Origin of the sequence: Bifidobacterium sp. N5G01, assembly GCF_002742425.1 — a bacterium.
GTDB classification, from domain to species: Bacteria; Actinomycetota; Actinomycetes; order Actinomycetales; family Bifidobacteriaceae; genus Bifidobacterium; species Bifidobacterium hominis.
The window spans coordinates 646,973-672,962 of the sequence record NZ_NJNP01000001.1; the positions used below are offsets into that span (position 1 = coordinate 646,973).

The window sequence follows — 25,990 nt, forward strand, 5'->3', positions numbered from 1 at the left end:
CATGCAACGTTACGTGACGTTTGGGACGGACTGGAGGAAAACAATCCTCAGCGATCATCAAAATAAAGAAAAGCCGCGTCCACAACGGGCGCGGCTTTATCTTATAAGCGTTGATTGCGCGTATCTCAGGCGGCGATCACGTCGACGACCTTGCGGTCACGACGAACGCCGAACTGCACGCTGCCGTCCTTGAGGGCGAACAGGGTGTGGTCCTTGCCCATGCCGACGTTCTCGCCCGGGTGGAACTTAGTGCCACGCTGACGAACGATGATGTTGCCGGCCACGACAGCTTCGCCGCCGAACTTCTTCACACCGAGGTATTGCGCGTTTGAATCGCGACCGTTGCGCGAGCTGGACGCGCCCTTCTTATGTGCCATGTCTGTTCCTTTCGGTCCTTGACTCTAACCCTGCGTCAATCAGGCGATAGCCGTGATCTTGACAGCGGTCAGCTGCTGGCGATGGCCCTTGCGACGAGCAACGCCGGTCTTGTTCTTATACTTCATGATGCTGATCTTCGGACCCTTGGCCTCATCGTTGACAACCTCAGCCTTGACGCTGACGTTGGCGAGATCCTTGGCACCGAGGACAACCTTGGAGCCGTCCACAACGAGAGCAACCGGGAATTCCACGGTTTCGCCCTTCTTAGCCTCGAGACGGTTGACGTAGATGACGTCACCGACCTCAACCTTTTCCTGATGGCCGCCGGCCTTCACAATCGCGTACATATCCGTTCCTTTATTAACTTGGAAAGCTTACTGCCCGGCACGTTCGAGCCTCGCGGCCAGACACCAGCAATCTAATCTACACATACCCGCGTACAACCGCAAGTCTGTTCCCGGCGTGTCAGGTTGACAGACCGGAATAATCATTTATTCTTCTATATCTCCTCGCCCAGTTCCGCATTGTTGGCTGCTACAGCCGCCGCCGCGATCTGCGCGAGTTTGGCCTTCACGTCCGGCGAGGAGCCTTTCGGCACCTGCACGTCCGTGCCGTGACCATGCTTGTTGGTTTTGACGAACGGGTCACCGCCCTTCAGGGCGTACGGATCGTCATAATCCGCGGACACGGTTGGCTCGTCGTGAAGAATGAATCCGCGACCCTTGCAGGTCGGGCATTCCTCGGAGAAGGCCTCCACCAAGCCCTGTCCGATGCGCTTTCGCGTCATCTGCACCAGGCCAAGCGAGGTGACTTCGGCCACCTGATGCTTGGTACGGTCGCGGGCCAGGCATTCCACCAGTCTGCGCAACACCAGATCACGGTTGGCCGGCATGACCATGTCGACGAAGTCGATCATCACCATACCGCCGATGTCACGCAGGCGCAGCTGACGTGCGATCTCTTCGGAAGCTTCGAGGTTGCAACGGGTCACCGTCTCCTCAAGGCTCTTGCCGCGGCCGATGAAACGGCCGGTGTTCACATCGATGGTGGTCATGGCTTCGGTGCGGTCGATCACGATCGAGCCGCCCGACGGCAGGTAGACCTGACGTTCCATGCCCTTGCGCAGCTGGGAGTCGATCTGCCACTTGTCGAACACGTCTTTGCCTTCATGTTCGGCCGGATCCCACTTTTCAAGCTTGTCTTTCAAGTCGGGAGCCATGGTGTCGAGGTATTCCTCGATACGGCCGTACACGCGCTCACCTTCAACAATCATCTTGGAGAAGTCATCGTTGAAGATGTCTCGCACCACGCGGATCGCCACGTCCGGTTCGCCTTGCAGCAGCTTCGGACGCTTGCCATGCAGGAATTCGTCACGCTTGGCGGTGATGCGTTCCCACTGGCGCACCAAGCTTTCGAGATCCTTGGTGATCGCCTCTTCGGAAGCGCCTTCTGCAGCGGTACGAATGATCACGCCCATGTCTTTCGGAGCGACCTTCGACACGATGTTCTTGAGGCGGGAACGCTCGCGCTCGCTAAGCTTGCGGCTCACGCCCGTCATGCCACCGGACGGCACGAGCACCAGGAAACGGCCCGCGAGAGTCACCTGCGAGGTCAGTCGTGCGCCCTTGTGCCCAATCGGATCCTTGGTGACCTGCACAAGCACAGGGTCTCCCGACTTGAACGCGAGTTCGATGCGGCGAGGCTGGCCTTCCAAACGTGCGGAATCCCAGTTCACCTCGCCCGCATACAGCACGCCGTTACGAGCCTGACCGATGTCGACGAACGCGGCCTCCATGCTCGGCAACACGTTCTGCACGCGGCCAAGATAGATGTTGCCCACGGTGGCGACTTCCTGAATGTCGGACACGTAATGTTCGACAAGCACATTGTCTTCGATCACGGAGATCTGCGTGTGGCGTTCACGCTCGCGCACCACCATCAGACGGTCCACATGCTCGCGGCGAGCCAGGAAATCCTGTTCCATGAGCTGGCTTTGGCGGCTACGTTCGCGGCGATTGTCACGGCGACGCTGCTTCTTGGCCTCAAGTCGGGTCGAACCCTCGACATCGGTAATCTCGTCGATGTACTGCTGCTTACGGGAACGGCGTACGAGCGGCTCCTCCTGCTCCTCGGTCTTCGCGCCGCCACGGCGACGGCGACGGCGACGGGTCACCGTGCCCTCTTCCTCGTCATCCTCCTCACGGCGACGGCGAGACTCACCTTCGACGTTCTCCTGCTGCTGTTCGTCAGCTTCCTCACGATTGCCACGACCACGACGGCGACGACGGGTGCGCGTCGGCTGCTCGTCATCATCATCGTCACCACGATTGCCACGTGTTTCGTCGTCGATAGGCGCGTACGTGATATCGTCGAGGATCAAATCCTCTTCAATCTGCTCGACCTCGGCCGCAGCCCGACGTTCCTGCGCGTTCAAACGACGGGAACGACGGGACTTGCGAGATCCGCCTTCCTCATCGTTTTCCGCATCATCATTACGATTGTCACGATCGTTGCGTTCACTGCGATTGCCTTCGGAACGCTCTTCGTCGGCAACGTCACGATTACGACGGCGACGGCGACGGGTCGGACGGTCCTCATCCTGCGCATCGTCATGATCCCGCATATTGCGATCATTGCGAGATCCACGGGAATCGTCACGATCGTCATCGGACCCGTCACGAGAATCCGCAGCAGACGGCAAAACCGGCTCCTGGAACAGCAGCGACATCATCGGACGCGGATTATGACGGACCTCATGGCCTTCCGGCAACATATCGACCGCATCAAGCGCACGTTCTTCATACGATTCCTCATCGCGGGAATCATCGACGGCACTGCGACGGCGACGAGGAGGCATCTCGCCATACTCATCCGCATCTTCAACGGAACGACGGCGACGACGAGGACGATCCTCATCACGCTCATCCTCGACCTGCACCGCGCGGCGGCGACGAGTATGTGTCGACTGCTCATCGGCAATCTCACGAACATCATCGTCGAACTGGGCCGAACGACGACGGCGACGAGACGGGCGAGACACGCCATCGGAATCGCCATCATCACTGGAAACAGCGTCGTCGCCAACACCATGCACAGGCTGCGCAACCGGTAACTTCGGCTCTTCGAACAGCGGGGTCGCGGCATGCTCCTCGACCTTCAATTCCAAAGACGCGCCGGCAGCTCCAACCCCACGCACCACACGACGACCGCCACGACGGCGACGCGGCGCAGAATCGGACTGGGACGATTCGAATTTCACAACATTCACGGCATGCTCAGGCGATGCCGCGGCTTCGACCTGATCGAAGCCCTCATTGATATCAGGCACAATGACTCCTCGACGGCACGCTGCAATCGCGCCGTCCATGCTTAGGCCTCATACGGTTCTCACACCACGCTCTCACCGTGGCCGCGCATCATGGCGCCCGTAGGAAGCAACTTCCGTCAAAAGTCTTCATCATGCGACGGCGGACACCGGCGCTCGCGGGCACACATGAATTTCACGCGAGGGGATCAACGCCATCGGATGCATTGGTGATTTGCAGAACCACCGTCTATAAGTATGGCACAAAAAATAACGGAACATGACATGACGGGAAATTTTCCGACTCCCACGTTCCCCGCCCGCAAATCCCAGGCCCCGTCTGCACAAGTCGCAATCTGCGCCTGCGCAACCTGCATTTCCCGTCTACACAAGTCACAATCAGGCCTTATTCCCGACTTGTGCAGACACGGGACGAGACTTGCGCAGACAGCAAATGCAGAAATCTGATTATCTCTGATTATCTCTGATTATTTCAATCCAAAGCAAGCAAAATCAGCAAGTCAAGCAGACAGCCGTCAGTCACGAAACGGCTACTTTAGCCAGTCTTCAAGCAGATTGGTCATCAACAGCAAATCCGATTCCGGCAGCTGCTCGTCGTGCTTGTGTGCCAGCAACGGACTGCCCGCGCCTAGATTCACTGCGGGAATGCCCAGCATCGAGAATCGCGCCACATCCGTCCAGCCAAGCTTGGCCAGAGGCTCACGCCCAGTGCGCTCGCGCACCAATTCCACCAGCGACTGCGCGAGCGGCGACGTCAGCCCCGGGCGCGCGGAAGGCGACTCGTCCTTCATTTCAATGCCGAAGCCTTCGAACACGCCGCCCGTGGCAACATGCTCGCCGTTGCCCAATTCCGCACCGGCATCCGCGCCAATCATCAGCGCCTTCGCCTCAGCCAGTGATTTGTCCGGTGCGAAACGGTAGTTGACGTGCACGCGGCATTCGTCGGGGATCACATTCGTGCCTTTGCCGCCTGAAATCAGCGTGGCATTTAGCCCCTCCTGGTACGCGAGGCCATCCACTTCGATCGCACGATTCTCATACGCGTTCAGCCGGTTCAGAATCTCTGCGGCCGCATGAATGGCGTTCCTGCCCATCCACGCGCGTGCCGAATGTGCCGCAATGCCGTGCGTGATCACGTCGAAACGCATCGTGCCATTGCAACCGCCCTCAATACCGCAATCGGTCGGCTCGCCAATAATCGCAAAATCGCCGGAAATCCAATCAGGATGCGCCTCAACCACCTTACGCAGGCCGTTCTGTTCGGCAGCAACCTCTTCGTGATCGTAGAACACGTATGTCAGATCGTATTTCGCATCCGTCAACGTGGCCGCCAAATAGAGCATCACCGCGTCGGAACCCTTCATATCGGTGGCGCCACGCCCCCATATCACGCGCTCATGCTCATGGCCGTCGGCAACATCCTCGCGAATCAGCGGATCACCTGGTTCCAGCCATCGCGGCGGAAAATTGTCGATCACCGGCACCGTGTCGAGATGCCCGGCGAGAATCACGCGGCGTTCACGTCCGAAATTCGTGGACGCAACCAGCGTATCGCCATGCCTGCGCACTGTCAGATGCTGCTGTTTGTTCAGAAACACTTCGACGGCATCGGTCAGAGGGCCTTCGTCGTCGCTCACGGAATAGGAGCCCATGATCTGTTCCATCAGCCCGTTCAGCTGCTCCTGCCTGGTGGCGGAAGCGGAAAATCCAATCTCAAGTTCGTTCATACCGTCCATTATCCAGCACCACCGGAACCGACATCGCCGTTCAACAACGCTTTTGAGACGGGTCGGATGTTATCCATATGCATGGTGCAACACTGGATAGCGGCCAAACCAACGGCCGAGAGCGAAAGGAAGATTGTCATGCTGGGTCTGTTAAGCGCATTGGAAGGCTTCTGCGTCATTGGCATCGTCATCGGCACCGGTTACGTGGCCGCGCGCATGCGCATAGGCGGACCTACCGCGCAGATGGTACTCAACAGGTTCAGCTTTTTCGTATCGAGCCCGTGCCTGATGTTCGCCATCCTGTCCAAGGAGAGAATCTTCGAGATATTCCACTCCTCCATTGTCGTGGCGTTCTTCTCGGCCGTGCTGGTCGGATTGGTGTTTCTGATCCTCAATAGGCTGTTCTTCCATCTGAAGGCGGCGGATGCCACCATCGGCGCGTTGAATTCGCTGTATCTGAACTCCAACAACATCGGTCTGCCGATCGCCACATACATTCTGGGCAATCCCGCTTTGGTCGCGCCGATTCTGGTCATGCAACAGGCGGTGTTCACACCGATCGGCCTGACCGTGCTCGATGTGACCACCAAAGGCAAGGTCTCCACGAGGGAGATTCTGAAGCAGCCGCTGCATCAGCCGCTGCTTATCGGTTCGCTGCTGGGCATCGCCGTATCCGCGATTTCCGCAAAAGCCGGTCATTTCGTGGTGCCGGACTGTATTTACGATCCGATCGACATGATCGGCGATTCCGCAGTGCCAATGATTCTGATGGCATTCGGCATGTCGTTGCACGGCACGAAGCCGCTGCAGGACAAGTCGAACATTCCCGCGGTGTTCACGGTAGCGGCGTTGAAGAACATCGTGATGCCAATCATCGCGTTCCTGCTGTCGTATTTCGTGATGGGCTTCCGCGGCGCCACATTGTACGCGTGCGTGGTGCTCGCCGCCCTACCGACCGGGCAGAACGTCTATAACTACGCGGCGCGGTACAACGTGGGTCTCTCGTTCGCACGCGACGGCATTCTCTTCTCGACACTGACCTCACCGATCTTCATCGCAATCATCGCGGTGCTGCTCGGCTGACCTCGCCAGTCCTTGCCGCGGTATCCACGACCGCCGCGGCGAGGCCATCAATCGTCCGTACGGTAGCCGGCATGACCGAGCCCGTGCGCCGCATGATTCGCGGCACACCCTCCGAGCACCATCAACGCATAACACAAGCCGATTCCCGCGGCCAACGTAAGCAACGAAGCCGGATTGAGCAACGACGTTGCCAGAATCGGAAACAGCAACAACACCGAGCACCCCAACGAAACGGCCATCACCGTGTTGAGCGGGGTGATCACTTCCATCATGCGTGCCTTGTCGAGCGTCGCCTCATCCGTGCCTTCCAACGCAAGCATGCGGTACTCGTCGGCCTGGTCGTAGACGTTGCTCGTCTGCATCACGCCGGAACTGACGGCGGCGAGCACCGCGGCAAAGGCGAGCGTCAGGAAACCACCCATCGCTATATCGCGCATGTACAGCATAGATGGGTCGAACGGGTCGTGGTTGCCTCCGATTCCGGTGGCGAGCAATCCGCACACCGACGTCATCCCCGCGATGAACACAGCGAGCGCCACACCGGACACGTTGCGCCAAGCACGCTTGGGATTGTCGAGGATACGGCGCATGGCAATCATAGTGGCCGCGTCCTTCGGGTGTTTCGCACGCGATCTGGCGCGCATCGCCACCACCCAGGTACCGACGACGTTCACCATGGCGAAACCGAGGAAGAAGACGCCGAAGATGATGGCGTAGACCACCATCTGACCCAAGTGCGCGAATGCGGAGACGCTGTTGAGCAGCAGGTAGCCTACGGCCAACACGGCAAGGAAAATCAGTGCGCGCCATGCGGACGGCATGGGTTGTCCGGTACGTTGCGTCACGCCAAGCGGGGTGAAGGCCACGCGGCGTAGGGCGACCAGCGCGGAGACCAAGGCAAGCAGCGTGACTCCGACGGTCACGGCCACCAGAGCAGGCAGTCCCACCCACAACTGTTCGAAGGTGAAATGCTGGTTTTGGAAGTCGAGCAGCATGATCGCCGGTATCAGCGCGAAGTAGCCGGCCATGCCGACCAGCGCGCCAAGCAGAGCCTGGCCACCCGCATCGAGCACGGTGAGTTTCGTGACCTGCGCGGTGGTGGCGCCCGCAAGTCGCAGTGCGGCGAGACGTGCGTCCCTGCGGGAGGCCGCGAGACGAGCCGCCGAGCCGGCGAGCGCCACGAACGGCACGATGAGTAGCAGACTGGCGAATGCGGCGAGCATCACATAGCCGTCGGAATAGGTGTTCATGACGGCTGTGGCCTGGTCGGCCGTCCAATGGCCGTCGCCGACCGTGGCGACGAGCTTGTCGACGTGCGCCAGGGCTTTGGACCATGTTTCGTATGTACCGGGCGCGCACCTGTTGGAATCGATCATGCAACCGAACGTGTGGTCGGCGGAGGCCCGCCAGATGAAGCCATGCAGGCCTCCGAGCACGGTTAGGAAGACTGCGGTGGCGGATGCGAAGGCAACGACGGCCAGCGCAGAGGTGCGGCCGGATGTGCCGCGGGTGCCGGAGCGGTGGAACAATCGCCATAATCGGAACATGTTCATCGTGCGTCTCCGGCGGTAGGTTGGGATTGCTGCGGCGAGCTCAGCCTGCCGTCACGCATGGTAACGGTGGCATCGCAGAATGCGGCCACATTCGAATCGTGCGTCACCACGACCACGGCCGCGCCGGTCTGTCGTGCGGTCCGCATGAGAATGCTCATGATTTCGTGGCCGGTGGTCTGGTCGAGCGCGCCGGTCGGTTCATCGGCGAAGATGACTGCCGGCTGCGCGGCGAGCGCACGTGCGATGGCGATGCGCTGCATCTGGCCGCCGCTCATTTCGCCGGGACGTTGTTGCGCGAGCTGGCGCAATCCCAATCGTTCCAGCCATAGCATGGCCGTGTCGGTGGCCTGCTGGTAGCTTGCGCCGCCCAGCATCATCGGCAACGCAATGTTTTCGATGGCCGGCAGTTCCGGCAGCAGCTGTCCGGATTGGAAGACGAAACCGAAGGCGCTGCGGCGCAGTTTGGTACGGTCAGCGTCGCTCAACCGCGCCAGGTTGGCACCGCGAAACATCACATTGCCGGCTGTCGGGGTGATGATGCCGGCGAGTGCGTGCAGTAACGTCGATTTGCCGGAACCGGACGGTCCCATGACCGCGATGCTTTCGCCTGCCTGGATGCCGAAATCCACGTGATTGAGCGCCAGCATGTGTGTGGCATTTGGTGTCGCCTGTTGGGTCGAATAATCCATGACCAGATCGGTCGCCTGAAGTATGTGTTCCATGTTTCCTACGGTACGGAAACGGATTGGTGCCGGCCATCAGACGGCGGGATGAACTTACAGGTTTCCTTCCGGCATGCATCATCCGCAAGGATTAGCGTAATCGCGGACTGCGGATGAGATGCCGTATGTCAGACGAGGTGCCAGGAAAGGCGGTGCAGGTCGCTGGGTCCATGTTCGGCGATGGCTTCGCGGTGGGCCGCCGATCCGTAGCCTTTGTTGTTGGCCCATTCGTAAGGCGCATATTGCGGCTGCGCGGCGAGTTTGACCATGAGTCGGTCTCGTGTGACTTTGGCGATGACGGCCGCCGTCGCCACGGTCGCGCAATGCCGGTCGCCTTTGACTTTGCAGGTCACGTCCGCCGGAATTGGCACGTCGGGCGCGTCGAAGGTGTTGAGTGCTTTGGTGATGTAGTCGTTCGGACCGTCAAGAATCGCGCCGATTTTCAGATTGTTCAACGCTTCCGATGATTCAGAAGATCCTGCAATTCCAGCAGATCCACTCCCGCCAATGCCAAGCTTGCGTTCCGCTTCGGCGAGCGCCCGCAGTGCCGCCACGCCGAGTGCGTACGAAATACCCCATTCGTCGATTTCCGTATTGGAGGCTGCTCCGACCGCCCATGCGGCGCACCATTGTTCGAGTTCGTCGAAGATGGCTTCGCGCTTGTGTTCGGTCAGCATTTTGGAGTCGGCCACGCCTTTCGGCACTTCCAGAGGCGAAGATTCCTGCGAGTCTCCTTGCGAAGCTCCAGCCGACCCATCCAAGTCACGCGCCCAAATCGCAGCCGCACCAACCATTACCGGCCCTGCGAGAGATCCACGCCCTACCTCGTCAAAGCCGACGATCACATCGTAGCCCTGTTCGGCAATAGCGCGTTCCAAATCCAATGTGGGAATTACGGAAACCGCCATCAGACCGCCGAGCCTCCTTCCGGAACGTCGGCGAACACTTCATGGTGCGAATCGAGCCCGCTGATACGGTTCAATGGCCAATATCTCGCGAGTCCAACACCCACTACGTCGGAAATAGGCACGAGTCCATGTGAGGAATCGTTCTGATGGTAGCGAGAATCGGCGGAATTGGCGCGATTGTCGCCCATAACGAACACGTGTCCTTCGGTCACGGTCACGCTGAACGCGAATGAGCTGGGGTCCACGCCTGGGCGAATGTATGAGCTTTCGTCAATCGCCACGCCATTGACGGTGATCGGCTTGCCCGGTCCTTCGCAAGCTACGGTGTCTCCTGGCAGTCCGATGAGTCGTTTGATGAGGTAGTCGCCGCCGAATTTGCTGTTGTCTTCCTGCTGCAGCCAGTGGTCGGGGTCTTTGAACACCACCACGTCGCCGCGTTTCAGGTCGAAGACTTTCGGGGTGAGTTTCGAGGTGATCACTCGGTCGCCTGGTTCGATGGTGTTCATCATGGATTCGGAAGGAATCACGTAGAATCCGATCAGGAAAACACGTATCAGCAGCACGACAATAATAGGAATTCCGCACCAAACCAGGGTGTCGCGCAAGCCAAAGCTTTCGCCGCTATTGTTTTTTTCTTCGGCATGCTTCATACATGATTCCTTTATCGTCCGGTTTGCACACTGACCCTTATCATAGCGGCCAAGAATAGCAAAAGGCCCTCCTGCCGTAAGGCTGAGGGCCAATTTCACGCTTTATTTGCGTTTGAAACTCACTTCTCGGAGTTGTCGCGGCGCTCGGCGATACGAGCGGCCTTACCGCGCAGGTTGCGCAGGTAGTACAGCTTGGCACGACGCACGCGGCCCTTGCGGACCAGCTTGATGGAGTCGATGACCGGGGAGTGCAGCGGGAAGCGGCGCTCCACACCGGTGCCGAAGCTGATCTTGCGCACAACGAAGGTTTCACGAACGCCGCCGCCCTGACGAGCGATCACAACGCCGGTGAAGGCCTGAATACGGGAGTTGTTGCCTTCCTGGATCTTCACGTTGACTTCAACGGTGTCACCCGGACGGAATGCCGGGATTTCCTCGGCCGGCTTCATGTGCTTGGCGTCAAATGCCTCAATAGCGTTAACCATTGTGTTTCCTCGAGTCGCCGCCGCATATCAGCGCACAGGTAAGGGCTTCACGATTTTCGCAAAATCGTTCTGCCTGGTATGTTCTTCGCAGGTCTGCCTGCGAAGGATTGCCAATCCGCCGAAAATCGCGGCAACTTGCGTTCGCAAAGTTTGCGTTCGTGCAATATTCCACTCAATCTTGCGATCGTTTTCGGCTGGACCCGAAGGGATTCAGGATTATGCGGCGTCCTGAGTCCCGGCATAGCAATATTCAAAAATACCTCATCCACCAGACCTCATGCCGTCCAAAACTCGCCGCAAAAGTTCTTGATGATTGATTATTTAAAGAATGGCTATTTTCTGCGGAAAACGCTACTTCCATGTACGATATGCAGAACTTCATGGTGCTGATTTCGCACGAAATGCAAAACTTGGATATTTGAAAATGATGATTCAGGGGTAATGAAAAGGGCTCTGGACCGAAATGCAGAGCCCTTTGGAAGTTATTGCGCTACGGCGCTATGCACGTCGCTGAACGCAGCGTTCCGGTTTCCCTAGAAATCAGAACTTGCGATTTGCGCGGTAGAACTGGATCAGGGACTGGGTGGAAGCGTCCTGAGCAGCCAGAGCCTCGTCATCCTGGGAGATGGCCGGGGTGATCTGCTTGGCGAGCTGCTTGCCCAGCTCAACGCCCCACTGATCGTAGGAGTCCAGACCCCACACGGTGCCTTCAACGAAGGTGATGTGCTCGTACAGGGCGATGAGCTCGCCGAGTGCGAACGGGGTCAGTGCCACACCGAAGATGGAGGTGGTCGGGCGGTTGCCGGTGAACACGCGGGCCGGAACGATCTCTTCCGGAGTGCCTTCTGCGCGCACTTCGTCAGCGGTCTTGCCGAAGGCCAGAGCCTTGGTCTGTGCGAAGTAGTTGCCGAGGAACAGCTCGTGCACGTCCTGATCGCCGTCCTTGGTCGGGTTCGGGGTGTTCACGAACGCGATGAAGTCGGCCGGGATCAGCTGGGTGCCCTGGTGGATCAGCTGGTAGAAGGCGTGCTGGCCGTTGGTGCCCGGCTCGCCCCAGAAGATTTCGCCGGTTTCGGAGGTGACCGGGGTGCCGTCCCAACGCACGGACTTGCCGTTGGATTCCATGGTCAGCTGCTGCAGGTAGGCCGGGAAGCGGTGCAGGTACTGGTCGTACGGCAGCACGGCGTGGGAGGCGACCTTGAAGAAGTTGCGGTACCACACGTTCAGCATGCCGAGCAGCACGACCACGTTCTTCTCGAACGGGGTGTTGGCGAAGTATTCGTCGATCTCGTGGAAGCCGTGCAGGAACTCTTCGAAGCGTTCCGGTCCGAACACCACAGCGAGGGAGGTGCCGACGGCGGCGTCCACGGAGTAGCGGCCGCCAACCCAATTCCAGAAGCCGAAGGCGTTGGCCGGGTCGATGCCGAACTCGGCGACCTTCTCCAGGTTGGTGGAGACGGCGACGAAGTGCTTCTTGATGGCTTCGGCGTTCTTCTCGTCGGAGCCGTCGACTGCGCCGGCAGCCTTGAGGGCGTCGAGCAGCCAGGTGCGGGCTTCACGAGCGTTGGTCAGGGTTTCCAAGGTGGTGAAGGTCTTGGAAACAACGATGAACAGAGTGGTCTCCGGGTCGAGGCCCTTGGTCTTTTCAGCCAAATCGTTCGGGTCGATGTTGGAAATGTAGCGTGCGGAGATGCCTGCGTCAGCGTACGGCTTCAGCGCTTCGTACACCATGACGGGACCCAGGTCGGAACCGCCGATGCCGATGTTGACCACGGTTTCGATCTTCTTGCCGGAAACGCCGGTCCATTCGCCGGAGCGAACCTTGTCTGCGAAGGCGTAGATGCGGCCGAGCACTTCGCGCACGTCCTTGACGGTGTCCTGTCCGTCAACGATGTACTTGCCTTCGTCTTCGGCCGGGCGGCGCAGTGCGGTGTGCAGCACGGCACGGTCTTCGGTGTTGTTGATGTGCACGCCGGTGTACATGGCCTTGGTGCGCTCGTCGAGCTTGACGGCCTTGGCGAGGTCCGCGAACAGCTGCAGGGTTTCCGGCTTGATCAGGTTCTTGGATAGGTCGAAGTGCAGGTCGCCCGCATCGAAGCTCAGCTTCTCGACGCGCTCGGCGTCATCGGCGAACCACTGCTTGAGGCTGATGCCTTCGGACTGCAGCTCATCGTAGTGCTTCTGCAGTGCGGCCCACTCCGGGGTCTTGGTGGCGTCAACAGGAGGATTGATGGCCATGGTATTAGGTCCTTTCATCATCACTATGAAGCGGAACAAGCTACGGATCTTCGTAGATTTCCGTACGTCGCATTCCGTATCTCTTCACCTCACAAGATACTCACAAAATAAGACAGAACAACACAAAAATGTTTCCCGAGTTAACACATTCGCTAGGATTCGCAATATAGCGCGGTTCCGACCACTTCCATCTTCGCCAAGCATACTTTTGACGCTTACTGAAATCGTATGCACAGTTCCGCCGTAAGCCTTCGTCACACTTCTACGCAATCGACCGTACGCCGGCACCAAATCCCCACCGCAGAACCCGACCAGACCAAAGCGCTCAGCATGGGCCCCGGTAAAAATCTTCTTGCCGCTCTCATGCGAGCGCGACGAACAAGAAGTGAGCGCCGGTCATCATCAGCAAACTGATAATCGCAGTAATCGACAGCGTAAAACCAGCAAGCTTCGCATTGCCAAGCACCTTGTCGGTAAACAGCGTGGAAAACACGGCAATCGGCGCCAGACAGCACATGGCGGCCGTCTCACGAATCTCAGCACTGAACGGAAGCAGCAGCCAAGCCGCAGCGGCAAACGCAATACCGAACGGCAGTCGCCAACCAATCACCTTGAGAAGCTTCAACACATCCTGCCTGCCAGACGGCAAATCCATAAGCATGCCCACCATCAGCATCGCGCAGAACGAATTCGCGTTCGAAAGCGGCTGCACAAGCGTGGCGATAATGTCAGGAATCTTCACGTTAACGAGCGTGAGAATAATCATCACCAAGTACGTATCGAACGGAACCGAGCCGAAGAACCCCTTGAACACATTGCGGGCCAAAGCCTTGCGGGCAAGACACTTGGCATCCTTGTCTTTCAGCTTCACATGCGGGAGCGTGGGCGCATTGCCCTGATACTGCTCGATAAGCGGCGTGCCAGGCTTGATATGCAACAGCGTTTGCGTCATCACATTCGTGCCGGCGGCAACCATCACGCAATTGCCAATGTCGAACATGGCGGCGGGCACGATCGCGCCTGTGCCAAGAAAAGCCTGCACTACGGGGAAACAGAAGCAGCCAACGTTGAAGCCGGAGCCATTCAACATCATGAACGCGCGATCCTGCACCGGACGATGGCGGGACGTCAGGAAAACCACGACCGGCGGAATGAACGCAACGATCAGGCCGAACAGCGAAATCAGCAACAGGCTGGAATCATGCGGATTCGTAGCAAACGAATAGACGATCGCACCCGGCAGCACCAAATTGAAAATAGCGGTCTGCATAATGCGATAATCGCGATCCTTGAACAGACCGGCACGCTTGAACAAATATCCGGCAAGGATAATCAGCAGCAACGCAACAGGCTGAATCAGTGCAGACACAACACTCCCCCTAATCCTTAAGCTTCTCTTCCTCTTCCTACCCACAGTCATCTTAGGAGCATCCCCCACCACCAAGCCGACTCCCTGCCGCGCCCTAATTTCCCACCCACTGGAAGAATCCACCCGCCCAAAGCCACCCCAGCGGGAAAAACATCCACTCACTGGAGGAATCATCCCGCCAACAAGCCCCTAAGCGCACCGAATCCCCCAGTGAGTGGAACAATCCTCCCGCTTGCGCGCCTCTCAACGTCCTGATTCCCCATTCACTGGAACAATCCACCCGCTCGCAGGCTCCCCAACGTCCCAAATCCCCCAGTCACTGGAGAAATCGGGACGCAAACGTGCGAAATGTTCTCAAAATGTTCTCAAAAAGGCTTATTGAATGGTCTGCGATGGCCAAGAACAGGCAGGCTGCCGCCATTTTCTGCAAGTGCGCGAGATGGGACTTGAACCCACACGTCAAAGACACAGGAACCTAAATCCTGCGCGTCTACCAATTCCGCCACTCGCGCAAGTAGCCATACCGGAGCGAAATGCTCCTGATATGCAAAACCCTAGATGCTTTCACATCTAGGGCACTGGAGCCACTTGACAGAATCGAACTGTCGACCTGCTCATTACGAGTGAGCCGCTCTACCGACTGAGCTAAAGTGGCAATGCCCGGTAAGCACACGCCATCCGCGCACAGGACACAAAGCGTATCAGAAAAACTCACCCCGCGCAAATCCGCGTCGCGCCAAGCAGCCCCAGCACCCCCGAGCTAGCGGCGAAGGAGTTTGTGGGCCAAATCGTTCACGCCGTAGCGCAGCTTGCTCACAGGAAGCGTGAATTCGCCCGGCAACTCCTCCACATAGCCGTTGAAGCCCTGCTTAAACTCCAACACGCCACGTCCATCGTCTTCCGGATCGTCGAATACACCCGAAATGCCATAGAAGTTGTACCGCGTCACTCCGCGTTCCAAACAACGCGACATCATCTCATGCTGCAAGGCGGTGGGCGCGTAGAACTTGGCGTAACGATCGTCAGATCCGCTGGAGAAATACACCAGCTCGCGCTCATGCCACATGAACAGACCTACGGCGACCGGTACCACTTCGCCATCACGAGCGATGCGCTCGTTCGCATCCTCAATGCGGCGTCGTGCGGACTCCACATTCTTCTGAGCCGTATCGAGCTTCTTGCGCACATCATCCGGGTACTTCGTATGCTCAAGCGAACGCTCCAAGCGTTCCACGTCTTTCGAGAACTTCGCCAGCTTTTCTTCCCAGGACTGCAAATAGCGGTCAAGATGCACTTCCGCCACCATGAATTCGGCCTTGTCTCCAAACGCATCATATACGCGTTCGAAATAATCAAGGCTACGGTTGGCGAAATGCTGGCGTTCGCTACTCAGCTCGCAAATATCGTGGAACACATTCAACTCGCTGCGATTCAGGCGTCGAACCTCCACGCCGCTGTTCCGCGCGATCTTGACGTTACGACGCGTGTTCTTCGCATACGAAGCGAGCAGTTCGCCGGCGTCCGAGAACTCACTCAGGTCCTTGACGTAATTCCAACGGTTCATCAGGGCATCGTACCCACGGGTGAAGCCAGCATGCTTCCAACCCAGCCGCTCGTACTCCCGCACCATCGCATCATTGGGTTCGGTCACAGCCTTGCCTTGCGAATCACGAACGCAATACACTTGGTTGGGCCAGCACGTCAGACTGATGGCGTGAACCCGTTCGGCAACCTCGCGCAAACCGTCGGTCAACGCGGTCATCCGCTCGCTGTCATTCCCATTGCACAACGGGCCAAGCCACAACGAACCTTCCACGCCGAAACGCCCTTGTGAAAAGGCCACCAACGCTCCCGCCACCGGAGCATCGTGCGAATCCACCAATCCAACGTATTGCGTCTGCATGCCTTCAGCTTGCGCCAAAACCGCCATTTCGGAAGTCTGCTGGAATCCGCCGTACTCGCTCGCAGCAGAAAGCGCATCAAATTCATCGGCGCTCAGCTCACGCACATTCCATTCAGACGATTCTCGCTCTTGTTCCTCACTCACATCCATTTCTCGCACCATGATCCGCGCTGCCTTTCATTATTCAAACCGGCTAAAAGCCCCATTTCCCAAGGGAGATAACCTAGTCTGACCTGCAGCCGCCGTCAACCACGTTCACATAACCCTCGCGCGCTTATAAGTCCGCGCCCAGAGACCTCCATGCGAATGACGAGCTAGCGGCGAAGGAGTTTGCGTACGACAGTCTTGAACTTGAACGCCAACGGGCGCACGGGAAGCACGAACGAACCCATGAGTTCCTCAACATACCCGTTGAAGCCTTGCTTGAATTCGAGCACGCCACGGCCTTCGCTGTTCGGATCATCGAATACGCCGTCGATGCCGTAGAAGTTGTAGCGGGTCACGCCACGCTCCACGCACAGGTGCAGCATGGCGTCATGTTGCACAAGCGCGGAAGCGTAGAACGGCTTGTACTTCTCCACGCTGCCAGAGAACAGATACACCGTTTCACGCGCATGTTCCACGAACAGGGAGGCCGCCGCCGGAAGCACGTCACCATCTTTGGCATACTCGGCCGCTTCAGCCAAACGCTTTTCCGCCGCCGCAAGGTTGCGGGACTCCTCCCCTAGCTGACGTCCCGTTTTGGTGGTCGGATGCTCATCGTATTTGGACTGCAGCGTATCGACCTTCTTCTGCAAGACATCACGCTTGGATTCCATGTCGGCAATGTATTCGCCGATGTGAATCTGCGCCACCATGAAGTGAGCTTTGCTGCCATAGGCTTGTTTGAACTTGCGGAAGTAGGCTTCACCGCGATATTCGAAATTGCGACGTTCGGCGGTGGCCTGCTCGATGTCGGCAAACACCTGCAGCTCGTCTTCACCCAGTTCGCGCACATGCACGCCCATGGATGCGGCACGTTTCACGCTCCACTGCGTGCGCTTGTCATACGACTTGAGCAGTGACTTTTCGTCGGTAATGCCAGTCAGGTCTTTCAAGTAGCGCCAGCGCGGCACCGCAGTGTAGCCGATCGTGAAGCCGTCATGTATGAAGCCGAGGTTTTTCAACGTTTCCACGGCATCCTCAGCAGGAGCACCACCTTGGTCAGCTGGCAGTTCACCGCCGCGCGAATCATGCAGGCAGTATGGCATTTCCGGCACGATTTCCATCTGTGCGGAACCTTTCGCCTTCGCATGCTGCTTCAGCTGGGTCATGAAGTATTCGGTCAATTCGCGATCACGATAGTCGCACAATGGTCCGTCATGCACCACACTGAATGTGGAAAGGCGGCTGCGATGCGTTTCGAACAGCGATCCCGCAACGATTTTGCCGTTTTCTTGAACGCCAAGATATTCCACTTCGATTCCTTGGGCGGCACGCAGACGGCCTGCAGCGGAGGTTTGCTGGAAGTTGCCGTCCGGGTGGTGTGCGGAAAAATCGTCAAACGCCTCCGGACTCAACGTAACCAGAGAAAATGCTCGCATGTAATCCTACCCCTTCATGCTGGTTGATTACGAGATTGATTGCCGTACGCAACCAGCATGATGGTAGCACGAGTCAAAGGACTGTGATTTCGGTGGGGATCACCGGATCGCCCTTCATGAGGCTTTGCGCGCCGATTGGCAGTTCGGCCAGTGCCTGAGCACGATAATTATGCGCGTTGACGATGGCTTCGTGCCCCTGATAGTCGGAGTTGATTTCGCCGTCGGTCACATAGTCGACCAGCAGATCCTTCCAGCCTTCTTCCGGCTGATAGGAGGCAAGCTGCTTTTCGGATCCGGAAATCACATGTTCGCAGTCGGCCAGCGAATATTCGTACGAGCGGAAGGCGAGCTTGCGTCCCGGAACCGTGGCCTTGTCTTTCGACTTCTTGGCCACCGGCTGCATGTCGCCAGCGGAATTTTCGCGTTCGGTCAGCTTGTACACCATCGCGCAGGTCGGAGCGCCCGATCCGGTGACGAGCATAGTGCCCACGCCATACGAATCGACCGGCGCAGTCTGCAGCGATGCGAGCGCATACTCGTCCAAATCGTTGGTGACGGTGATCTTCGTATTGGTGGCTCCCAGCGCGTCCAGCTGGTTACGCACACGCTGCGCCAGCGACGCCAAGTCGCCGGAATCGATGCGCACGCCGCCCAATTCTGGGCCGGCCACTTCAACCGCCGTCTTCACAGCCTCTTCAATGTTGTACGTGTCGACCAGCAGCGTGGTGTTCTTGCCAAGCGCGGCGATCTGCGATTCGAACGCGCTCCGCTCGTCATCGTGCACTAGCGTGAAGCAGTGCGCGGCCGTGCCAATGGCCTTCAAGCCATACATTTGCGCGGCCAGCAGATTGGCCGTACCTTTGAAACCGCCCACTACGGCGGCGCGGGCTGCGGCAACGGCGGCCCACTCGTTCGTTCGGCGACCGCCCATATCCATGCACGGGCGGTCCTTCGCGGCGCTGACCATGCGGGACGCCGCCGACGCAACCGCAGAATCGTAATTCAGAATGCTCAGCAGCAGCGTTTCCAGCAGTGTGCACTCGCCGAACGTGCCTTCGACTTGCAGAATCGGTGAATTCGGGAAGAACATCTCACCTTCGCGATAGCCCTTGATTGAACCGGAGAAATGAAAATTCTCAAGCCATTTGATGGTTTCAGGGCCCACCACCTTGCGATCTGCAAGGAATTTCAGATCATTATCGTCAAGATGAAAGTTTTCAAGCGCGTCAAGAATGCGTCCTTGCCCGGCGGCCACTCCGTAGTGGCGGCCAATCGGCAGGTGACGGGTGAAAATTTCGAATACGCACTTGCGATTGGCGGTGCCGTCCCTCAGACACGCGTCAAGCATGGTGTATTCGTACATGTCGGTCATGAGCGCAGGTGAATAATCCAGCATTTCCAAAGCCTTTCTGACTTTTGGTGAAACTGACCATGAGCGTAGGCCTCGCTGTGGCCAAGCACAGGTTTTCACTCCATCATACGTGCTTGAATGCCTGTATTACGTGAGATAAACGCGGAAAACGACGCAAAATGATCGCAAGACAATTACGAACGATTCACGCACCTCAAGATGGGTTTTCGGCTGGTGATACTGTTTTTTCGGAAAATACAAGCGATTGTTGATCGTGTAATCAATCGAAAGCAGAGAAATCAGCGATGGTAGCGATTAAAGACATGTTGGACGGGCAGACGATAATTCGCGCGGACGGACGTAAGGTGGATGAGCTGCGTCCGGTGCGTATCACCCGTCATTTCACGGACGTTCCGGAGGGGTCCGTGCTTGTGGAATGCGGCAATACACGCGTGATGTGCACGGCTACGTTCACCGCAGGCGTGCCTCGTTGGCGCAAGGACTCCGGCCTGGGCTGGGTCACCGCAGAATATGCGATGCTGCCGCGAGCCACCGCAGACCGCACTGATCGCGAATCTGTGCGCGGCAAGATCGGCGGACGTACGCACGAGATCAGCCGACTGATCGGACGCTGCCTGCGTGGCGTGGTCGACATGAAGGCGCTCGGCGAAAACCAGGTGCAGATCGACTGCGACGTGCTGCAGGCTGACGGCGGCACCCGAACCGCATCGATCACCGGCGCATATGTGGCGCTCGTGGACGCCATGCATTGGGCCGAGAAGCACAAGCACATCAAGTCTGCCGACCGCGTGATCAAAGACAGCGTTTCCGCCGTGTCCGTGGGCGTAATCGACGGCAAGCCGATGCTTGATCTGCCGTATATCGAAGACAGCAAGGCTATGACCGACATGAACGTGGCCATGACCGGCTCCGGCGAATTCATTGAGATTCAGGGCACCGCGGAGCATCGCCCGTTCAACCGCACCGAGCTTGACGTGCTGCTTGATCTGGCGGAAAAGGGCAACAAGGAACTGCAGGCCGCGCAGCAGGCCGCGCTCGCACAGGACTGAAACGGCCGCAAGCCGAACGCAATCCGACTGTAGGCTGGCCTCCGCAGGCCGACCGTCGGCCAGGCACGTCAGACGCACGTCAGACGCATGTCAGACGCATGTCAGGCAAGCTGACATCAACGAAGCAACGAAAGGAATCGGAACGTGAGAATCATCGTCGCAACCCATAACGAAGGCAAACTCGCTGAAATCAATCGCATTCTGGAAGATTGCCTAGGTGCGGACGCGGCTCGGGTGGAGCTGGTTTCCGCCAGTTCGCTGAATCTGCCGGATCCGGTGGAAGACGGCGTGACCTTCCAAGAGAACGCGCTGATCAAGGCCCGTGACGTGGCCGCGCGCACAGGCTGCCCGGCGATTGCCGACGATTCCGGCCTGATTGTGGACGTGATGGGCAATGCTCCCGGCATTCTTTCCGCACGTTGGGCAGGCAGGCATGGCGACGACAAAGCCAATAATGCGCTGCTGCTCGCGCAGATGGCCGACATTCCAGACGCCAAGCGTACTGCGCGTTTCCGTTGCGCGGCCGCGCTGGTGGTGCCGGAAACCGAAGCTGGCGCCGGTGCAAACGGCCGTTATGCGATTGGCAGCGAGACTGTGAAAACCGGCGAAATGCCGGGTGTGCTGCTGCATGAGCCTCATGGCGAGCATGGTTTCGGATATGACCCGCTGTTCGTGCCCGACGATCAGCCCGCCCGCGCCATCGAAGCCGGCGAGAAACTCACGTCCGCACAGATGGAACCGGCCGAAAAGAACGCCATTTCCCACCGCGGCAAGGCCTTGCGTGCTCTGCTGCCGTCCGTAGCCACCTTGCTGAAGTAAGAGAAGCAAGGCCGACGCGGGGTCGAACAAGCCGCCGCAACTCGAACAAGCCGCCGCAAGACAAGACGCAACAATTGCTATCAGGTGCGGAACCGTAGTTTACGGTTCCGCACCTTTTGTTTGCTGATTTTCACCGGACGTCACCGAACCTCACCGTTTTGGCCTTCGCCAACCGGACGCCGCCGGACGGCACCGATCTTCACCAACCGTCGCCAATCCTCACCGATCGTCGGCTCGAAAATCCTTGCCATCGTAATTCGCCCAATCCGGGTGCGGCCCGCCGGTTTCGATACTGCGCTGAATATCGCGATACAAGTGCAGTTTGCGCAACACATGCATATACGCTTCTTCCAGCGCGGCCCGCTGCTCCAAAATCGCCTGATGCCGCGATTCCAACAATTCCAACATGTCCGCGATATGTGCGCGCTCGTCTTTTTCGTATGCGAAGAAGCGCCTGAGCTCATCGATGCTCATGCCCGCATGCTTGAAACAGGCGATCGCCTTGAGCCGCCCAATATGCGCGTCGGTGTACACGCGCCGCCCAGCATCGTCGCGTTCCACATTGCACAGCAGCCCCTGATCCTCGTAATAGCGCAAGGTTGACGTCTGCACATGGAATCGTTGTGCAACCTCACGAATCGTATATGTTGCCATCTTCCCGTCTCATTTCTACGTTTTCTGCGATTGTGCGATTTCTTGCGATTGCCATATCGGCAGTTTCCTGCGATTTCCTGCGAACGACAATCATCGAAAAACACACTATCGACGATATTTGCATTCAAGTTTACTTGAAGTGCGACGATAGTATCGTCGACAAACTCACGATATGCGCCAACTCAAGCAGCACGGCGCACAGCGAAATGCGCAGAGTCTTCAAGGAGGAACAATGCTCGAACCGACCACCGTCTACACGCCGTCACCCACCCGATACGACTCCATGACCTACAACCATGTAGGCGCAAGCGGCCTGAAACTCCCAGCGGTTTCACTCGGTTTTTGGCATAATTTCGGCGATATTACGCCATACGCCACCATGCGTGACATTGTGTTCACCGCATTCGACAACGGCATCACGCATTTCGACCTCGCCAACAATTACGGTCCCGAACCGGGCAGTGCCGAGAAGAACTGCGGCCGTCTGCTGCACGAATATTTCCATCATCATCGCGACGAACTGATCATCAGCACCAAAGCCGGCTACGAAATGTGGCTCGGCCCCTATGGCGATCTCGGCAGCCGCAAATATCTGCTCGCCTCTCTCGATCAGAGCCTCGAACGTCTCGGCCTCGACTACGTCGACATTTTCTACCATCACCACATGGATTCCTCCACACCGCTCGAAGAAACCATGGGCGCACTGGCAACCGCCGTGCAAAGCGGCAAAGCGCTATATGTTGGCTTGAGCAACTACGACGGTCCGACGCTCGAAAAAGCCACCGCGATCCTTGACGAACTGCATGTGCCGTTCATCATCAACCAGAACCGTTACAACATTTTTGACCGCACTGTGGAACGCAACGGACTGAAGGAAACCGCCAAAAAGCTCGGCAAAGGCCTCATCACGTTCTCACCGCTCGAACAGGGCCTGCTCACGAACCGTTACCTCAACGGCGTGCCCGCAGACAGCCGCATCGCACATGACGGCCGATTCTTGCAGGAAAGCGCGTTGACGCCGGAACGTCTGCAGCAAATCCGCGATCTGAACGACCTTGCCGCCGAACGTGGTCAGACGCTTGCCGAAATGGCGCTCGCATGGCTGCTGCACGACGGTTACGTGACCTCCGTGCTTGTCGGCGCGTCCCGCCCGCAGCAGTTGCTCGACAATATCGGCGCGTTGAAGAACACCACGTTCAGCGATGAGGAACTGCGTCGCATCGACGAAATCTCGCTGCGCTAAGCGCGGATATTTCAAAAAAGCAAGCCGACAATAAAATACAACAGCAATAAAAATCTGCCGAGACAATCTGAATTATCGAAAATAATTTCGACACAGAGACCATCTCGGCAGATTTTTTATATGTAATCACGTTCGGCAATCTTCGGAAATTTCAGTGAAATTCCAACATCACCATACGACGAGAAATACGATGAGAAATACGATGAGAAATACGATGAGAAAAACGATCAGAAGTCGGAGTTCATCATTTCGTCGTAGATGCGCTTGCAATCCGGGCATACCGGGAACTGCGAAGGATCACGCTTCGGCACCCACACCTTGCCGCACAACGCCACCACCGGTCGGCCGGTGCGACGGGACTCGGCAATGCGATCGCGCGACACATAATGTGCGAAACGATCCGCATCACCATTGCCGCCATCATCCAGCTTCGTCTCCTCTTCGGGACGTTCCAGCACCGCAGTGCCGGTACCAGCATCCGGATTGGAAAGCGGCGAGACCGGATCAGCCTCGTCAATGAAGCCGTCGCGATCCCCGAACATCGAAAATGCCATAATCAACTCCTCAAATACGCCGCAACCGCGGCACCACTGCCTCCATCATAGCCATGAAAACCCACATATTCGCCGACACTTCGCGTAATTTCACGCAACCGCGGTACGCTTGAGGCTATGACAATTGCAGTTTGCCCCGGGTCGTACGACCCAGTAACCGCCGGACATTTGGACGTCATCGAACGTTGCGCGCGTTTTTTCGATGAAGTGCATGTCGTGGTGGCGGTGAACGCGGCGAAAACACCGATGTTTTCCGAAGAGACCCGCGTTGAGATCATCCGTAAGGCGCTTGAAAAGCGGAATTGCCGCAATATCAAGGTTTCTTCAACAACCGGACTGATTACCGACTATTGCAAAAAGGTCGGCGCGACGGTTATTGTGAAGGGTCTTCGCCAGAATGGCGATTATGAGGCCGAGTTGGGTATGGCGTTGGTCAATCGCAAGCTTGCCGATGTGGAAACGCTGTTTTTGCCGGCGGCACCTGATTTGGAACATATTTCCAGTTCGATAGTGAAAGATGTGGCTCGCCACGGCGGCGATGTGACTGGCATGGTGCCCGATTGCGTGATTCCGCTGCTCGGCGAAGCGCTCAACAATGAAAAGAGGGCATGATGGGTGAAGAGACCACGGGCTACGATCCGCTTGCGGACGGCGTCGACGATGACACGACGTCGCAGCGACCGGTGATCGCCATGTCTGATTTGCCAGATTTGCGCACCACGTTCGACCCGGACGCGCCTTTGACGGATTCCGGCAATCTGAGCCGTGACGAGTTCACCACCGTGTATGACATCATCGACAAGCTCGAATCGGCGTTGGATGAGGCAAAACCGATACTGTTCTCCCCCGGCACCGTGCGCGTGGACCGTGACGAGTTCACCGAACAGCTCGACCAGTTGAAGAGAATGATGCCGGTGCAGCTGGAACGCGCCTCGGCATTGATGCGCGAATCGGAACGACGCTTGGAAAGCGCTCAGACGCAAGCCAACGTCATCGTGTCATCCGCGCAATCGCGTGCGGCCGACACTATACGTGAGGCCAACGAACAGGCGCAGTTCCTCGCCGGTCAGGAAAATGTGACCGAGATCGCACGGCAGAAGGCACGTGCTATTCTCGACCAGGCGCAAGCCAGGGCCGACCATCTCACGCAGGGAGCCGACAAGTACTGCACCACGGTGATGGAAACGCTGCAACAGCAGCTCGGCAAGCTTGGCAACGACGTGCAGGCGGGATTGAACGTACTGTATGATCGCCAGCGCGAAGCGAGCACGCATGTGCCGCATCTTGACGCAAACGACTATCCGGAAAGCTGAATGGAAGGCTGAACATGGCACGTATCGAAGATTCCCCGTGGGCGATTTCCGTGGCGCAGGTCGCTTCACGAGCCGGGCAAAGCAAGGAGATCGACGCGACTTTCCCCGCGCCGAGCGGCATCGGCGATGAGATCGTCGGCGTTGAAGAGGGTGCTGACGTTACTGTTGTCGGATCGTTTGATTCGATTGTTGACGGCTTGATTTTCAACGCCCGCATCAGCGCCCCCGTGCATGCGGAATGCACCCGTTGCCTGAAACCGATCAAGCGCGATTGGACGGTGAACGTCACCTCGTTCTTCCCCTATGAAGACAAGTCCGCAAACGTTGCATCCGGTAAGGGCGGCAAAAACGGCAAGGGCGGCGCCAAGGAAGAGGAAGTCGACATTATTGCCGGCGAAGACGAGTCGGAGGATTCGTATCCGCTGCTTGAAGGCGGCTCCTGGGCCGACATCGAGGCTTTACTGCGTGACACGTTGGTTGAGGAACTGCCGCTGCAGCCGTTGTGCAAACCGGATTGCTTGGGATTGTGCTCGCAGTGCGGCGCCGATTTGAACGAGGAACCGGACCATCATCATGATGTGACCGATATTCGTTTCGCCGCTTTGGAGGGGTTGAAGGCCCAGCTGAAAGGCAACGAATAAAGGCTCGGCCTAGTGCAACTAGGCGTCAGGCGGGATACGAGCAGGGTACAGGCAAGGCTGATTTTACTTGGTTTTTGCATGGGTTTCTGATCGAGTTTTGCAGTTTGTACGGAGCACAAGTTAAGATACTGAACGCTTAAGCTCAATCGTTCGAACGAAACAGAGGAAACACAATGGCACTGCCTAAGTACAAGACCTCGCGCGCGAATACTCATTCTCGCCGCGCAAACTGGAAGGCCAAGGCCGCCCAGACCGTTACCTGCCCGAACTGTGGCGCTCCGGCGCTGCCGCACATGGCCTGCCCGAGCTGCGGCGCCTACCGCGGCCGCGTGTACCGCGAGGCTGTCCGCTCCATCCACACCAAGTGAGTGGCTGCCGAGTAACGGCATAAAGCATGAGAACCCTGCCATCGACGGGTGGC

The 25,990-nt window shown here is 57.8% G+C and carries 24 protein-coding genes and 2 tRNA genes; 8 read left to right on the forward strand and 18 right to left on the reverse strand.

Translation table 11 applies throughout. From position 1 onward, the window contains the following. Positions 1–125 precede the first annotated feature (125 nt). From rpmA to dapE, 4 genes are all read right to left on the reverse strand, one after another. Positions 126–377, reverse strand: a complete 252-nt coding sequence (rpmA, locus tag CE168_RS02835; protein WP_099571017.1) for a 50S ribosomal protein L27 — start codon at positions 375–377, stop codon at positions 126–128. A 39-nt stretch (positions 378–416) separates the two neighbouring features. After that, positions 417–725, reverse strand: a complete 309-nt coding sequence (gene rplU, locus CE168_RS02840; protein WP_003836136.1) for a 50S ribosomal protein L21 — start codon at positions 723–725, stop codon at positions 417–419. Positions 726–877: 152 nt separating this feature from the next. Continuing rightward, positions 878–3,745 carry an Rne/Rng family ribonuclease gene (locus CE168_RS02845; RefSeq protein ID WP_180753665.1) on the reverse strand — a complete coding sequence of 956 codons (2,868 nt, stop codon included), beginning with the start codon at positions 3,743–3,745 and terminating at the stop codon, positions 878–880. 488 nt (positions 3,746–4,233) lie between these two features. Further along, positions 4,234–5,430, reverse strand: coding sequence for a succinyl-diaminopimelate desuccinylase (gene dapE, locus CE168_RS02850; protein WP_099571178.1), 1,197 nt, complete (start codon positions 5,428–5,430; stop codon positions 4,234–4,236). A 138-nt stretch (positions 5,431–5,568) separates the two neighbouring features. Here dapE and CE168_RS02855 point away from each other — a divergent pair, with 138 nt between their 5' ends. Beyond that, positions 5,569–6,513, forward strand: coding sequence for an AEC family transporter (locus tag CE168_RS02855; RefSeq protein WP_065437693.1), 945 nt, complete (start codon positions 5,569–5,571; stop codon positions 6,511–6,513). Between the two features lie 47 nt (positions 6,514–6,560). On the opposite strand, the gene CE168_RS02860 is transcribed toward CE168_RS02855, so the two are convergent. From CE168_RS02860 to CE168_RS02920, 12 genes are all read right to left on the reverse strand, one after another. Continuing rightward, positions 6,561–8,066, reverse strand: a complete 1,506-nt coding sequence (locus tag CE168_RS02860; RefSeq protein WP_099571018.1) for an ABC transporter permease — start codon at positions 8,064–8,066, stop codon at positions 6,561–6,563. Next, on the reverse strand, positions 8,063–8,755 hold the full coding sequence (locus CE168_RS02865; RefSeq protein ID WP_236824302.1) for an ABC transporter ATP-binding protein: 693 nt from the start codon (positions 8,753–8,755) through the stop codon (positions 8,063–8,065). The genes CE168_RS02860 and CE168_RS02865 overlap by 4 nt, the downstream gene beginning before the upstream one ends. A gap of 161 nt (positions 8,756–8,916) precedes the next feature. Next, positions 8,917–9,696, reverse strand: coding sequence for a ribonuclease HII (locus CE168_RS02870; RefSeq protein WP_099571020.1), 780 nt, complete (start codon positions 9,694–9,696; stop codon positions 8,917–8,919). Further along, on the reverse strand, positions 9,696–10,346 hold the full coding sequence (gene lepB, locus CE168_RS02875) for a signal peptidase I (RefSeq protein ID WP_099571021.1): 651 nt from the start codon (positions 10,344–10,346) through the stop codon (positions 9,696–9,698). Before lepB ends, CE168_RS02870 begins: the two co-directional genes overlap by 1 nt. A 119-nt stretch (positions 10,347–10,465) precedes the next feature. Then, positions 10,466–10,831 carry a 50S ribosomal protein L19 gene (gene rplS / locus CE168_RS02880; RefSeq protein ID WP_099571022.1) on the reverse strand — a complete coding sequence of 122 codons (366 nt, stop codon included), beginning with the start codon at positions 10,829–10,831 and terminating at the stop codon, positions 10,466–10,468. Between the two features lie 540 nt (positions 10,832–11,371). Continuing rightward, on the reverse strand, positions 11,372–13,069 hold the full coding sequence (gene pgi, locus CE168_RS02885) for a glucose-6-phosphate isomerase (RefSeq protein WP_003836153.1): 1,698 nt from the start codon (positions 13,067–13,069) through the stop codon (positions 11,372–11,374). A 361-nt stretch (positions 13,070–13,430) separates the two neighbouring features. Continuing rightward, on the reverse strand, positions 13,431–14,438 hold the full coding sequence (locus tag CE168_RS02890) for an AEC family transporter (protein ID WP_099571023.1): 1,008 nt from the start codon (positions 14,436–14,438) through the stop codon (positions 13,431–13,433). A gap of 431 nt (positions 14,439–14,869) precedes the next feature. Then, positions 14,870–14,950: transfer RNA gene (locus CE168_RS02900), tRNA-Leu, on the reverse strand. Between the two features lie 67 nt (positions 14,951–15,017). Then, positions 15,018–15,093, reverse strand: a tRNA-Thr gene (locus CE168_RS02905). 105 nt (positions 15,094–15,198) lie between these two features. Further along, positions 15,199–16,503, reverse strand: a complete 1,305-nt coding sequence (locus tag CE168_RS02910) for an aminoacyltransferase (protein WP_236824290.1) — start codon at positions 16,501–16,503, stop codon at positions 15,199–15,201. A 152-nt stretch (positions 16,504–16,655) separates the two neighbouring features. Continuing rightward, the gene (locus CE168_RS02915; RefSeq protein WP_099571024.1) at positions 16,656–17,924 is read right to left on the reverse strand and encodes an aminoacyltransferase; all 1,269 of its coding nucleotides are present in this window, start codon (positions 17,922–17,924) and stop codon (positions 16,656–16,658) included. A 73-nt stretch (positions 17,925–17,997) separates the two neighbouring features. Next, complete coding sequence (locus CE168_RS02920; protein WP_099571025.1) at positions 17,998–19,320, reverse strand: nicotinate phosphoribosyltransferase; 1,323 nt, start codon at positions 19,318–19,320, stop codon at positions 17,998–18,000. 260 nt (positions 19,321–19,580) lie between these two features. On the opposite strand from CE168_RS02920, the gene rph reads away from it, so the two are divergent. Both rph and CE168_RS02930 read left to right on the forward strand, forming a co-directional pair. Next, complete coding sequence (gene rph, locus CE168_RS02925) at positions 19,581–20,345, forward strand: ribonuclease PH (protein ID WP_099571026.1); 765 nt, start codon at positions 19,581–19,583, stop codon at positions 20,343–20,345. 144 nt (positions 20,346–20,489) lie between these two features. Continuing rightward, positions 20,490–21,164, forward strand: a complete 675-nt coding sequence (locus CE168_RS02930) for a non-canonical purine NTP pyrophosphatase (RefSeq protein WP_099571027.1) — start codon at positions 20,490–20,492, stop codon at positions 21,162–21,164. Between the two features lie 219 nt (positions 21,165–21,383). Here CE168_RS02930 and CE168_RS02935 read toward each other — a convergent pair whose 3' ends face one another. Continuing rightward, positions 21,384–21,818, reverse strand: coding sequence for a MerR family transcriptional regulator (locus CE168_RS02935; RefSeq protein ID WP_099571028.1), 435 nt, complete (start codon positions 21,816–21,818; stop codon positions 21,384–21,386). A gap of 232 nt (positions 21,819–22,050) precedes the next feature. On the opposite strand from CE168_RS02935, the gene CE168_RS02940 reads away from it, so the two are divergent. Continuing rightward, positions 22,051–23,061 carry an aldo/keto reductase gene (locus tag CE168_RS02940; RefSeq protein ID WP_099571029.1) on the forward strand — a complete coding sequence of 337 codons (1,011 nt, stop codon included), beginning with the start codon at positions 22,051–22,053 and terminating at the stop codon, positions 23,059–23,061. A 227-nt stretch (positions 23,062–23,288) separates the two neighbouring features. On the opposite strand, the gene CE168_RS02945 is transcribed toward CE168_RS02940, so the two are convergent. Beyond that, a complete protein-coding gene (locus CE168_RS02945; protein ID WP_180753358.1) occupies positions 23,289–23,615 on the reverse strand; it encodes a DUF3039 domain-containing protein in 327 nt (108 codons plus the stop codon). A 117-nt stretch (positions 23,616–23,732) separates the two neighbouring features. On the opposite strand from CE168_RS02945, the gene coaD reads away from it, so the two are divergent. The 4 genes from coaD (at position 23,733) to rpmF (ending at position 25,937) form a co-directional block, all read left to right on the forward strand. Beyond that, positions 23,733–24,227: a pantetheine-phosphate adenylyltransferase gene (gene coaD, locus CE168_RS02950; RefSeq protein ID WP_039196906.1), complete on the forward strand. Its 495-nt coding sequence runs from the start codon at positions 23,733–23,735 to the stop codon at positions 24,225–24,227. Beyond that, positions 24,224–24,928 (forward strand): cell division protein, encoded by a 705-nt coding sequence (locus tag CE168_RS02955; RefSeq protein WP_099571030.1) that lies wholly within the window; start codon positions 24,224–24,226, stop codon positions 24,926–24,928. The genes coaD and CE168_RS02955 overlap by 4 nt, the downstream gene beginning before the upstream one ends. Before the next feature lie 14 nt (positions 24,929–24,942). Continuing rightward, positions 24,943–25,569, forward strand: coding sequence for a YceD family protein (locus CE168_RS02960; RefSeq protein WP_099571031.1), 627 nt, complete (start codon positions 24,943–24,945; stop codon positions 25,567–25,569). Between the two features lie 173 nt (positions 25,570–25,742). Beyond that, the gene (gene rpmF / locus CE168_RS02965) at positions 25,743–25,937 is read left to right on the forward strand and encodes a 50S ribosomal protein L32 (protein WP_004220165.1); all 195 of its coding nucleotides are present in this window, start codon (positions 25,743–25,745) and stop codon (positions 25,935–25,937) included. Positions 25,938–25,990 lie beyond the last annotated feature (53 nt).